This window comes from Paenibacillus sp. GYB003, assembly GCF_036577625.1.
Classification (GTDB): Bacteria; Bacillota; Bacilli; order Paenibacillales; family NBRC-103111; genus Paenibacillus_AB.
On the sequence record NZ_JARBDC010000001.1, the window covers coordinates 371,116 to 383,129 of the forward strand.

General features: G+C 45.9%; 11 protein-coding genes and 1 pseudogene. 2 read left to right on the top strand and 10 right to left on the bottom strand.

The window, feature by feature from the left end; genetic code table 11:
- Positions 1–33: 33 nt before the first annotated feature.
- On the top strand, positions 34–303 hold the full coding sequence (locus PV407_RS01820) for a DUF2627 domain-containing protein (RefSeq protein WP_332088140.1): 270 nt from the start codon (positions 34–36) through the stop codon (positions 301–303).
- On the opposite strand, the gene PV407_RS01825 is transcribed toward PV407_RS01820, so the two are convergent.
- The 5 genes from PV407_RS01825 to PV407_RS01845 all read right to left on the bottom strand — a co-directional run bounded on the left by PV407_RS01825 (position 300) and on the right by PV407_RS01845 (position 4,626).
- Positions 300–1,085 carry a hypothetical protein gene (locus PV407_RS01825; protein ID WP_332088141.1) on the bottom strand — a complete coding sequence of 262 codons (786 nt, stop codon included), beginning with the start codon at positions 1,083–1,085 and terminating at the stop codon, positions 300–302. The genes PV407_RS01820 and PV407_RS01825 overlap by 4 nt on opposite strands.
- Before the next feature lie 56 nt (positions 1,086–1,141).
- Positions 1,142–1,837: a glycosyltransferase family 2 protein gene (locus tag PV407_RS01830; protein WP_332088142.1), complete on the bottom strand. Its 696-nt coding sequence runs from the start codon at positions 1,835–1,837 to the stop codon at positions 1,142–1,144.
- Positions 1,819–2,895, bottom strand: a complete 1,077-nt coding sequence (gene steA / locus PV407_RS01835; RefSeq protein WP_332088143.1) for a putative cytokinetic ring protein SteA — start codon at positions 2,893–2,895, stop codon at positions 1,819–1,821. Before steA ends, PV407_RS01830 begins: the two co-directional genes overlap by 19 nt.
- Positions 2,896–3,061: 166 nt before the next feature.
- Positions 3,062–3,232: an aspartyl-phosphate phosphatase Spo0E family protein gene (locus PV407_RS01840; RefSeq protein WP_332088144.1), complete on the bottom strand. Its 171-nt coding sequence runs from the start codon at positions 3,230–3,232 to the stop codon at positions 3,062–3,064.
- Positions 3,233–3,537: 305 nt separating this feature from the next.
- Positions 3,538–4,626 carry a CotH kinase family protein gene (locus tag PV407_RS01845; protein WP_332088145.1) on the bottom strand — a complete coding sequence of 363 codons (1,089 nt, stop codon included), beginning with the start codon at positions 4,624–4,626 and terminating at the stop codon, positions 3,538–3,540.
- A gap of 187 nt (positions 4,627–4,813) precedes the next feature.
- On the opposite strand from PV407_RS01845, the gene PV407_RS01850 reads away from it, so the two are divergent.
- Positions 4,814–5,020 (top strand): hypothetical protein, encoded by a 207-nt coding sequence (locus tag PV407_RS01850; protein ID WP_332088146.1) that lies wholly within the window; start codon positions 4,814–4,816, stop codon positions 5,018–5,020.
- 139 nt (positions 5,021–5,159) lie between these two features.
- Here PV407_RS01850 and PV407_RS01855 read toward each other — a convergent pair.
- The 5 genes and pseudogenes from PV407_RS01855 to hsdR form a co-directional block, all read right to left on the bottom strand.
- Positions 5,160–5,312, bottom strand: a pseudogene (locus PV407_RS01855) (sporulation initiation factor Spo0A C-terminal domain-containing protein); the annotation flags it as partial.
- Positions 5,313–5,418: 106 nt separating this feature from the next.
- Positions 5,419–6,189, bottom strand: a complete 771-nt coding sequence (locus PV407_RS01860) for an ImmA/IrrE family metallo-endopeptidase (protein WP_332088147.1) — start codon at positions 6,187–6,189, stop codon at positions 5,419–5,421.
- Complete coding sequence (locus PV407_RS01865) at positions 6,186–7,661, bottom strand: restriction endonuclease subunit S (protein WP_332088148.1); 1,476 nt, start codon at positions 7,659–7,661, stop codon at positions 6,186–6,188. The genes PV407_RS01860 and PV407_RS01865 overlap by 4 nt, the downstream gene beginning before the upstream one ends.
- Before the next feature lies 1 nt (position 7,662).
- Complete coding sequence (locus PV407_RS01870; RefSeq protein ID WP_332088149.1) at positions 7,663–9,096, bottom strand: type I restriction-modification system subunit M; 1,434 nt, start codon at positions 9,094–9,096, stop codon at positions 7,663–7,665.
- Between the two features lie 24 nt (positions 9,097–9,120).
- The gene (gene hsdR / locus PV407_RS01875) at positions 9,121–11,481 is read right to left on the bottom strand and encodes an EcoAI/FtnUII family type I restriction enzme subunit R (RefSeq protein WP_332088150.1); all 2,361 of its coding nucleotides are present in this window, start codon (positions 11,479–11,481) and stop codon (positions 9,121–9,123) included.
- Positions 11,482–12,014 lie beyond the last annotated feature (533 nt).

A 12,014-nucleotide genomic window follows, 5' to 3' on the forward strand; every position in this document is an offset into this window, starting at 1 on the left:
ATGAGATTTCCGTAAAGCGAGGGTCCGTGTTTCATGAAAGAAAAATTTCAGCGCTTCGTCGCCATTTTGCTGCTTATTATTCCCGGAGGCGCCGCCACTTACGGATTTTTGGCGATGAAGGACGCGTTTTTCGCCCAGTTCGGGCCGGAGGAAGACAACCCGCATATTTTGTGGGGCAAAATGATCGTCGGCTTCATCTTGTTCGTCGCCGGGGTCGCCTTCATCGGCGGATGGATCTTTTTCCGCGACCGCAAACGCAACTACGTCGCCCCGCGATTTCGGGCAAAAAAAAAGCGGTCCTAGACGCGACCGTACCGATCGAGCCATCGGACCCATTTATGCTTTTCGATCCACGCCGAAATCGAGCTCCGCTCGGCCGTGCGATGCATCGCGACCAGCACCGCCAGCGCCGTCGCCTGCAGCCCGATCGGAGCGGCCGCCGCGAACGAGCAGCCGAGCATGAAGCCGAGCAAATTCGACCCGCTGTCCCCGAGCATATGTTTGCCCCGCAAATCGCCGGGCATTAACGCGATGCCCGCGGCCGTCGCCGGCACCAGCCACGTACCGGCGGCGAGCGCCGGTTCGGCCGCCACGATCGGAACCGCCCCCGCCAGAAACCCTTTCCAGGCCCGTCCGGGCCGCACGTCGAGCAAATTGACGGCGTTCGCCGACAGGACGATCGTCAGCCAGTCGAACGCCGCCTCTCCCCACGACCGACTGCCGTGCCATACGACCCAAAGCGCCGCGACCGCAACGACTCCCGCCTTCACGATCCCCGTCGAAGGCGTGCGCGTCTGCCTCCACGCGCGCAGATGGCCGGCCATCCCTTTAACCGTCCGATCGCCGATGCAATCGTCGGTCCAGCCGGCGGCGAAGACGAGAACAAGCGCGGCCGCACTTTGTCCCAGCAGCGAACGGAATTCGGCGAACGTTCCGATTCCGAGTGCGGCGAGCAGTTCGACGATGCCGTAATGAACGACCGCCAACACAGCGACGACCGCTCCCGTACCGAACGGGATCACTTCCCCGGCATAGTTGGCCGCCGCCAGCCCGTGCGCGCGCAAAAAACGGCGTGCGACCGGCAATGCCGCGGCTCCGATCGCGGCAAGAACGAGCATCGACGGCACAGCCGCGACGGCGATCATGGAGCCGGCCTGACCCAGCGGGTCAGTATCGTCCTCGCGATGGCGGCCATCTGCGTGCCGCGATGCCAAAAGCCGGCGACCGTTTTGCCCGTTTCGCGATGGCGCAGCGGCAGCGGCACCTCGCATATGCGGTAGCCGAGACGGGCCGCGTCGATCGTTAGCCCGACCTCGATGCCGAAGCCGGAGGGCACGTCGCCGATGCTCCGCAGCAGCTCGCTGCGGACGGCCCGCTGGCCGGACAACGGCGCCTCCAGCCGCATGCCGGTCAGCCTGAAAATGCCGCTGACGGCAACCTTTTTCGCCAAGCCGAATCCGCCCCGCGCGGCCGGCAGCTCGAAGCGGGCGACGGCCATGTCGGCTTCGCCGCTGCGGACGGTGTCGACGAGACCCGACAAATACTCGGCGGAATAGTCGAGATCGGCGTCGGCGAACAGGACGATATCGCCTTTGGCGCGCAGCCAGCCGGACCGCATCGCCGCTCCTTTGCCGAGCCGGCGTTCATGTTCGATTACGACGGTCGCGAGCCTCGACGCTTCGTCCGCCGTTCGGTCGGTGCTGCCGTCGTCGACGACGATCAGCTCGCTCCACAGCGGACAGCCCGTCTTCCCCCGCATCCGGTGAAGCGCCTCCAGCGTCGCCCCGATCGTCCGCTCTTCGTTCCAGGCCGGAACGACTACCGATACGGATTCCATCGCAGCGCGCCTCCTTCCGCGAGCGCGGGCAGCGCCAACGTGCGCAGCGCATGCTTGCGCCGCAGCCACAGGCTCGCGCCCTTCGCGTCGACGAGCTTATGGCCGACCAGCATGCGCACGAGCAGCGTACTCGCCATGCCGGCACGCCCCTTTTCCAAAAAATCGACGGGATGGCTGTGCGAGCCTACGATGACGATTCGCGCCGCCTCCCGTTCGTAGGCGAGCCGCATCGCGATGTCTTCGCTTGTGCCGGGAGCGGCCACGATGTCGGAATACAAGCCGAGACTTCGGACCCGTTCCAGCCCGGGAGCCCGTCCGTCGACATACGCGTGAACGAGCAGCTGCGCGCCGCAGCGGAGCGTTTCGTCCGATACGCTGTCCATGTCGCCGATAATGAGATCCGGCCTGTACCCTTGCTCGGTCAACGCGTCCGCCCCACCGTCGACGCCGATCAAAACCGGCCTCGCATCGGCGATATACGGACGGAGCGCGGTCAAATCGTCCTTGTACCCGCTCCCTCTCGCGACGATGAGCACCTCGTTCGAACGGATCGGCTTGCGCAGCTCCGGCAGCGACAGCGGCCTGAACAGCGTTTCCAGTTCCTGCTCCGCCCGCTTCAGCGTATTTTCCGCAAAGCCCCACAGCGTATGACGGAAATTCCGTTCGGCGGCCCGGTTCAGCCGCTCCCAATCCTTGTAGCCGAACGGCGCGCAAGGGATGTCGGCATGCCGCCCGACAAGCCGGCCGGCACCGATGGCGACGTGCTCCGCGTCGGCCGCTTCGTCGAAACGGCTTTCGCCGATCTCGAATATCGGAATCCGCCCGCGGATCAAACTAAGCGGCCCTTTATGCGGGAACGTTCCCGTCATCGTCCGTCCGGCGTTGACGACCGCTTTTACGCCCGCCCGAAGCAGCCCCTCCGCCGCCGGCTCGTCCAAATCCGTATGGCATATGAGCGCGATTTCCCCCCTGGCGATATTGCGGAGCAGCCGCTTCGTATTGCGGTCGGCTCTGACGGCTCCCTGCACGACAGCCGTACCCAGCACGGCATGATCCATACCGGTCCCTCCGTTCGTCCTGCGAATCGTTTGTTCATTAGTTTGGACAATCGGGACCTCGCTCATGCGAACGAAAAAAAACATTCCGCCCGCAGCGGACGGAAAGTTTTAACGAATCGGCTCGACCTAGGACGATCGCCGATCCGGAGTATATACGGGGCGCTTCTTATTTTCGCTCCTGCTGCAGCTTGATGAATTGGACCAAAAACTCGTCCAGCTGCTGACTCATTTCCAGAACGGTGTGGTCCGCAAAAGTTCCTTTCGCCATGGCAAGCGCCACCAAATCTCCCCGAAGCTGCTCGATCGCCTCGGACTCTTCCAACAGTACCGCGTTCATCTCCGTTTCATTCCTCTTTCATCATTATTCTTTTTTTATCGTTTGATATCGTTTGCTTTAGAATTCATTATAATACGGATCGTCCGTCGGTGTTTGTCACTTCTTGTCACGGTCCATTCAATATTTTGTGGACTTCGGACACGATCGTCCACGTTTCCACGTAATCCGGCGATTCTCCCGGGCAATGTTCGAGCGGCTTCCGTTCATCCCGACAGCATCTTCGCGGTTTCCATTATATTCCTTGATAATCTTACATTTTCATCCATTTCATGCATCGTTTTGACGGATTTCAGTTCAAAAAAGCTTTATTCATCGAGCTCGCTTAAGCTGTCGCGCAAAAACCGGTTACGTTTATGAATGAATTCGATCATCCGTTCCGGCTCCCGATCGAAATCGGAAATCGATTTCGCTTTGTACGGGTCCTCCAGCACATGCGGTCTGAGACGTTCATGCCATCGACGAATAACCGGTTCCAATTCCCGGACCGTAAACGCGCTTTCGAGCACTTCCTCCATTTTTTTCCGATAAGCTTGGCGAAATTCCGCCACATCCAAAATGCGGGCCGTCAACGTATTGAAGCCGGTAATGGGAACAAAGTCGAAATCCATCGGCTTCGCTTTGTAGTTTCGGCCCCATGTTCCGCTATAATCCCACGGGATCATGGCGAACAATCCGGTTTCGCCGTTTCGGTACATGGCATAATTTTGCGTAAAACCGTCGTAATTTTGCGTGCATACGACGCCGGCCAGCCATCGAATATAGTTGTCCACATCGATGTATCGCACGATTTGTTCGCGGAAATCGGGGCGCGGAACGGAATTGATTTTATAAATGAGCTCGCGGACGTAGCCGTCGTCTTCCTTGACGCCGTATTTTCGGTAGTAGCCCGATTCCAACCGTTTCTTAATCTCTTTATCTTCCGAAAGCAGCGAAAAGTTGGCATTATTCCGGATGGCGTAATAGATCGCACCGTCCGGCAACCCGCGGGCTCGAAGAAAATACCGGTCGACGGATTCCAGCCGCAAATAGACGCCTTCGTACGTTCCGTTCATGTAGAGCCGGATCGGCTCGGCGCTCGGCGCCGAAACGCCCAGCTTCCCGAAAAAATCCATGGACAGCTTATTTCGAATAAAGGACGGGTCCAAATATTCGGCATTCAAATGAAATTCCGCGAAATCTTGTAGGTCGGCGCCGTTATAAATCGTCAATCGGTACGATTTTTGATCCAGATCGCGCGTATAGGAGCCCCGGTAACAGATGCCGACCTTCCGCTCCGTATCGCCCGCTTTCCAGGTGGCCGGCTGCAAATGCTCGCTCCAAATATCTCTATTTAAGTAGTTCATATATCGCGGCGTCATCGCAATATATTCGGAAGGCAGCTCACGTTTGATCAATGCGACCACACCCTTCGGAACTCTGTTTCCATCAGGCTATGATCGGGCCGATCTTTCGTTGCTGGGTACTCATTGAAATTTAAAATCGTCCATGCTTTTTTCGTAACATTCGAATACGTTGGATGTAGTAGTAGAGAGATTTCGAGGCTCGCTACTGGAAATGGTATAGCTCAAGGAGGGGAACGAAATGGCTGAAGTAACTGCCCAGGAAATTGAACAATATTTTAGACAAGCGGAAGAAGCCGGGCTTGTCCAGTTTATGAACCGCGATTCCAATTGGAACCATGGGTCGGATAAAAAAGACGACCACAAAGATAAGTCCAAGTCCAAATCCAAATCCAAATCCAAATCGAAGTCCAAGTCCAAACACGAGGACAAAAAACATTCCCATTGATCGGAAACGACGTTCGGGTGCGCCGGGCGTCGTTTATTTTTGGACGAAACGCAAAAAATCGCTTCTTTGCGGACCATGAAGCCCGCTAAAGAAGCGATTTGGTCATTCGTCAATCGTTATCGGGGGAATGCTGCGACTTTCACGATACTTTATGCTCGATCCGCAGCTTGTCCGCCACCATCGCGATAAACTCGCTGTTGGTCGGCTTCGACTTGCTGATGTTGATCGTATAGCCGAACAGATGGCTGATGCTGTCGATGTTGCCGCGCGTCCAGGCGACTTCTGAATGATGATTTACCGATGACTTTATCGGGTTTCAATCGAAGAATTTATGGGCAAAATCGCCCTGAAAAAATGATAAGATTTGCCGTTGGTTTTGTCAATAATTTCAATACTCGTCAAATGAACTTTATCTTTAGTAGTGTCATGACAGTTCGGGAAGCTTTGTTAGCCCGTGAAAATTCTTTGACAGCAATTTTTTGCGAAGTGTGATTTTTCCTTATCCATATCGATGAATTGATGGTTGTGTAGTCATTTGATGTTGTCTTTCCATACAAAAGGGAAAAAGCGTATGACTTTGAATCGATTTGTTCACCGGGATATCTAATAGCAACCTTCCCCATAAGATTGCTAGAGACTTTAGAATGGGTTATTACCCCATCTTTTGAATAAATGAAGGCATAATTCCCCGAATGATATTCCAATATCCGAAAAACAGCTGCAAGTTTAGAAACCAAAAAATAGTCACTAATCCCTTTTATCGTTTGGAAATCAAATGGTGCGGTAAAACAAATTGGTTTAACCATATGTTCAGGCATAAGAAATTCTTGGGCGAATTGATTTGCCTCTATTTCCATTGGCTTTCGAGTAAAATCAAGCAGGTCTGTTCGTAAACATTCAAATTGCTCGCCATGATGATTTAGACAATAGTGCCCGAGTTCATGTGCTTTGGTAAAGTTTATACGCCCCACATTTTTTATGTCAGTATTGACAAGAATGATCGTTTCTCCTTCGGCTCGAATTAAGCTCCCCATGAAGTTTGGATTATTATATTCCATCTCATCATAAATGATTTTATAGTGTTCAAAAATTTTATTTAAGCTCAAGGCAGGTGTAGTAGTAACTTTGAAATCATGAAGCACCATGTGGGCACTTTTGATTGGTGTCATCCGCGCTTCTTACTGAGCAATTCAGCTACCCGATTTGATATTTTGGCTTGTGTTTCTGGATTAATACCTCCATCTACGCGAGCGGCTATTTCCCAATGAATATGTTTATCTGAACCTTGTATAGGTAAATCAACAACATTAACTTCTGTATCTATATAAGTAAAAGCTTCCTTTAGGGTTGCTTGCATTAACAAATCGCTTTCTTTTTTTGATTTTACGATCATATTTTCAATTTCATTGCAAAATGTCATTAAGGAGTCAACTTTTTCGGCGATCCGAATTTGTTCCTGTAGTGGAGGGAGCGGGAAGATCGCTGACTTTAATCTTATAAGTGCCAATTTTGGCTGACCTACTTGATTCGTTTTATCAATAAACTGTTCCTGCATAAATGAAGTTTTAAGCATGTGAAGCAGAAACATTTTATCTACACCATGAATGATTATTCTTGCAGCATTCTCAGTTAAATTCATGTTGTTAAATTTCTCTGGAACAATTCCAACTTTACCAATAGTGCTTCCAACGATAGTAATGTACAAATCCTTTGACTCAATAATGTATTCTTTTATCTGCTCATAGACTTCGTCAGATATATATTTTAAATCAGAATCGTCTATGGTTTCATTTTTCATATCGGTGACGCGAATGTAAACATGGGAAGTGGGAGTATCTGATAATGTGCAACCTATTGGAAGTCTTTTACCACCTTTAATGGTGGTGAAGTCCCCCAACCTTACCCATTGCCAACCAAGTGGAAGTTCAAAAGGTTTTTCATCATCACTAATCGGCGGTAATGTTTTTTCTTTTTTGAATTTTTTTTCTTTAATTAGTCGATCTTTTTCATATTTAATTTTATCTAACAATACACATGCTGGTTCATCGATGCAATTTTGCTGTATAAGTTTGCCTTGAACAGCTTCTTGAAGGATAGATTGACGCAAAGTTTTTATATACTGTTCATTTTTTTCAACTTTGGTATTAAACAAGTTCAATTTTTGGTCAATAAGTTGCAATTTTTTTGCGATTTCAATTTGGCTTTCAAATGGTTGTAATGGTATAGATATGTTTAAAACATCACTTGGTCTAATTGCCGCATAATTTGTTGAACCTTGTGGTTTTAATTGATTAAAGAAATCATCAGTTTTCAGAAAATACTCTAAATAAGATAAATTAATTATTTCTGTATCTATATCAAATAAATAGTAATGACTACTAACAATTGCACCATTCAATTCTTCTGGTACAATTCCATAGCCACCTACTTTTGCATCTATTTCTGCTACTAGTAATTGCCCTGTTTTACATACCTGTTGTTTTTTTGTTTTTATTTCTGCACCTTTAATAATATCTCTAAGTACAATACCTTGACGATGTAGCTTTACTCTGCACCTCTTATAATCCATATTATCATCAATAATAATGAACTCTTTTTTATGACTAACCACATCCGCTAACTTTACGATTTTTACTTCCATGTTAATTACCCCAACTTGCTTTGATTTGTTTTATCAGGCGTGATTGTTCATCCAGATTTTTTTCAATTATTTCTATTAATTCTTTTGGTGATAAAACTTCAATACTATTATTTTTGTTTGGATGATCTAAATCCAAATTATAATTGCGATTTTTAATCTCATCGATGCTAATTTTCCAAGCATACTCATTTTCAACACGGTTAGACCACCATTGTTTTTCTAACTCAAATTCTTCCAGTCGGATCGGTTTAGTTTTTGTGTAATTCTTAAACCCACTAGGAAGGGGATGTTCAAAATACCATATTTCCGCCGTAGGTTTTCCTTTTTCAAAAAATAACAAGTTAGTCTTTATATCAGTGTATGGGGCAAATACTCCTTTAGGTAATCGGACAATTGTATGAAGATTAAATTCTTCTAGCAATTTTTCCTTAATTGCTATCTTTACACCTTCGCCAAATAAAAAACCATCAGGCAAAACTATTCCAGCACGACCGCCATCTTTAAGAAGATACATAAGTAATACCATAAACAGGTCAGCTGTTTCCTTGGTTCGGAACTTCTCTGGAAAATTAATTTCAACACCGTCTTCTTCAATGCCCCCAAATGGTGGATTTGTAACGATAACATCAACTTGATCTACTGGACGGTATTCCCGCACATTTTTGATGAGCGAGTTATCATGCTTTATCTTAGGTGCATCAATGTCATGCAAGATCAGATTCGTCACTGTGAGCATGTGAGGCATTGGTTTTTTTTCAATCCCCATTATTGTTTCTTGTAATACTTGATTATCCTCGACACTTTTTATTTGTTTTGTATTCTTAAAATGTTCAATAGTGCTTGTCAAATACCCGCCAGTTCCACAGGCAAAGTCCAGTACTTTTTCACCGATCTTGGGATTGACCATATCTACGACAAATTGTGTAACAGGTCGAGGTGTGTAGTATTCTCCAGCGTTGCCTGCACTCTGAAGATCTTTCAATATGTTCTCGTAAATATCGTTAAACATATGGCGGTCTTGCTGCGTAGTAAAATCAATTTCGTTAAGTTTGTTAATTACTTGGCGCAATAGTGTGCCGGACTTCATGTAATTATAGGAATCTTCAAACACAGCTTTAACAATAAAAGCTTTAGGGTCGCTGTATTCATCAAGTTCCATTTCTTTGAGTTCTTTGAATAGCTTATTGTTGACGAAATCAAGCAATTCATCGCCTGTCATCCCCTCATCATTAGCTGCCCAGTCTCTCCAGCGTAATCCTTCTGGAATTATTGGACGATACTCATCGCGCATCAATTCCCATTCTTCTTCCTTTGCATCGAAAACTTTCAAGAAGACCATCCACACCAATTGAGAAATACGCTGGGCATCTCCATCAACACCTGCGTCTTTTCGCATCGTATCTTGTACCGATTTGATAATCGCTGAAATAGACATCAATAGCTCCTCCTAAGACTGCTTCTAAGCTGAATAGATTACCTTGCCTAATTCCTTTATAGCTGTCATATATCCCTGTTTACCGCCAAACCGTTTAACGATTTCAATTGGTGAACCAAAGGACTGAAATTCAGGGATTTTTAATACTTCGATACTTTCTAAATTCTCGATTCCGGTGTCCGCATACTTTTCCAGCAATGCTTCTAACACTACCCTTGCTTGATCACTATACTTAGCAAAATAATTACGCTTCTTTACTTGTTCAGCTCTCTCACGGCGGGTGAGAGGGGGTTGATCGAACGCTACATGACAAATAAGATCAAAGGGGTCTAGGTCCTTTCCCACTTCATCTTGTAGTTCATCAATCAATATTCCTTGTGCTTCAAGTTCTTTTATCACTGCTTCTTTCTTATCCGCAGCATTCCACTTTTGAAGAAAGTCATTTAGAGATTTGAACTCATTTTTGACATTCTTTTTCGTATAATCAATCAATGATTCGGTGATCAATTTTCCATCTTTATCGTAATAGTAAACACGATGATTTAGTACCTTCACTTCGACATTGTGCACATAATATTTTGCTGGGGGGTCATTTATTATCCCTCCTCCACCAGGTGGAGGATTAGGGGGATTGCCGTTTCCTCCATTACGACCATCATCATCGTCATCATCACCATCTCCTCCACTTGGAGGAATACCATCCCCCCCAGTATCAATGACAACAACAGGGTCTCCATCAAAATCCGGGTCAGCAAAAAGTTTTGTTACATTACGGAAATCAATAATCGTAAAGTATAACTTGCCAAAATCCTCTCGTATCCTTGTTCCACGACCAATAATCTGCTTGAACTCAATCATGCTGTTGATATTGGAATCAAGTACAATGAACTGGCATGTTTTTGCGTCAACTCCGGTAGTCATGAGTTTACTTGTCGTAACAAGTACTGGATATGGTTCATTAGGGTCGATAAAGTTATCTAATTCTGCCTTACCTTCCTCATTGTCTCCCGTAATACGCATTACATATTTAGAGTTCTTGGCGACCATATCAGCATTTTCGTTTACAAGCGCCTGACGCATGCGTTCGGCATGATCAATATCAACACAGAAAAAAATCGTTTTCGCCATACGCGATTGGTTTGATTTCAGGTAATCTGAAACCATTTTCGCAACTGTCCGAGTACGCTTCTCCAATATTAGATTTTTGTCATAGTCTTTAATGTTATATTCTCGATCTTGAATTTCATATCCATATTTATCTCGCTGACCTTTTGTCGGACGAAAACCTTCAACATCCTTGTCAAGTAACACTCGAATAACTTTATATGGGGCTAAGAAACCATCTTCAATACCTTGTTTTAACGAGTAGGTATAGATTGGTTCCCCAAAATAGCTAATGTTTGATGTATCTTTTGTTTCTTTAGGTGTAGCTGTCAAACCTACATGAGTTGCAGAGGAAAAATACTCAAGGATTTCTCTCCATGCAGAATCTTCTTTAGCACTTCCGCGGTGACACTCATCAATAATGATGAGATCAAAAAAATCTTTTGAAAACTCTTTATAAGCATTTTGAAAATCCTCTGAGCCAGATATTCCTTGATAAAGGGCGAGATAAATTTCGTGAGCTTTATCGACCTTCCTATTTTTGATCTTCGTCATTTTATCGCCAAATGGAGCGAAATCATTTGTCATGGTCTGATCAACGAGAATGTTTCTATCGGCAAGGAACAAAATACGCTTTTTAGTTTTTGACTTCCATAAACGATAAATGATTTGAAAAGCAGTATAAGTTTTTCCAGTACCGGTAGCCATAACAAGTAGGATTCTGTCTTGACCTTTAGCAATGGCTTCAACTGCTCGGTTAATTGCAATTCGTTGATAATAACGAGGACTTTTGGATTCCTGCGTAAAGTAATAGTCTTCTACAATCGTTTCTTCGGTTGTGTTGTCGATACCTTTAGCGGCTTTATATCGATGCCATAGCTCTTCAGGAGAAGGAAATTGTGACAAAGCAAGCTCTCGTTCAACCGCTCCTGAATTAACTGTCCGATCATGTTCAATAAAACCATCACCATTCGAAGAATAGACAAAGGGGATATCTAGAATATCACCATAATTAATCGCTTGCTGCATCCCTGCTCCAAGAGAGTGTTTATTATCTTTTGCTTCAATAATGGCAATTGGCATGTTCGCTTTATAGTATAGGATATAATCGGCACGCTTTTTCTCGCCGCGTGTAACAACTTTCTTTCGGACAATAATTCGTCCGTCAGTGAATGTTACTTCTTCGCGTATCTGCTTTTGTAAATCCCAACCTGACTGAACTAATGCTGGAGTTATGTATTTAGAACAGATGTCGCGCTCTGAGAGGTCTTTTTTATTCAATGTATTCCCTCCTTACATGAGGCTAAATAGTCCTTTATACTTATTCAACTTCATGATCGCATATCCTTTTTTCGACATGACCAAGATATTGAATGCTATTCAAATTGTAGAATGAATCTTTGACTATACGATGTCAGCGAGCATTTGTTTGGCAAAAAAAATTAAAACCCATCCTACATCATCGAATTATTATAAAATGCCCTCGTATGTATGTAAGTCACATAAGAACCGATACAATACACTTTTTAGGGAACAAATACTCGTATGAAAATCGTATGATGTATATTTCCTTAATTTATCTGAACTTTTAACTTGTCCAGCTCAGATGCGGCTACAGATTCATCTGTCCATTGTTCGGTGTGCAAGGAATGATAAATATTGATCAAGAAAATGTATATTTCTGTCCTTTCATCGTCCGCGTTAAGCGCATCTCTAAATTTCATCCACTCACACATTTTCTCGCTGGATTCAAGCATCAGTATTTTCGTGGCTCTATCATCGAACGGTACTGATTCGGCATGTATGCTTTATAG

Excerpts from the sequence above, each read along its gene's own strand:
- PV407_RS01820 (WP_332088140.1), top strand. The coding sequence starts at position 34 with ATGAAAGAAAAATTTCAGCGCTTCGTCGCCATTTTGCTGCTTATTATT.
- steA (WP_332088143.1), bottom strand. The coding sequence starts at position 2,895 with ATGGATCATGCCGTGCTGGGTACGGCTGTCGTGCAGGGAGCCGTCAGA.
- PV407_RS01830 (WP_332088142.1), bottom strand. The coding sequence starts at position 1,837 with ATGGAATCCGTATCGGTAGTCGTTCCGGCCTGGAACGAAGAGCGGACG.
- PV407_RS01850 (WP_332088146.1), top strand. The coding sequence starts at position 4,814 with ATGGCTGAAGTAACTGCCCAGGAAATTGAACAATATTTTAGACAAGCG.
- PV407_RS01840 (WP_332088144.1), bottom strand. The coding sequence starts at position 3,232 with ATGAACGCGGTACTGTTGGAAGAGTCCGAGGCGATCGAGCAGCTTCGG.
- PV407_RS01870 (WP_332088149.1), bottom strand. The coding sequence starts at position 9,096 with ATGTCTATTTCAGCGATTATCAAATCGGTACAAGATACGATGCGAAAA.
- PV407_RS01860 (WP_332088147.1), bottom strand. The coding sequence starts at position 6,189 with ATGACACCAATCAAAAGTGCCCACATGGTGCTTCATGATTTCAAAGTT.
- PV407_RS01865 (WP_332088148.1), bottom strand. The coding sequence starts at position 7,661 with ATGGAAGTAAAAATCGTAAAGTTAGCGGATGTGGTTAGTCATAAAAAA.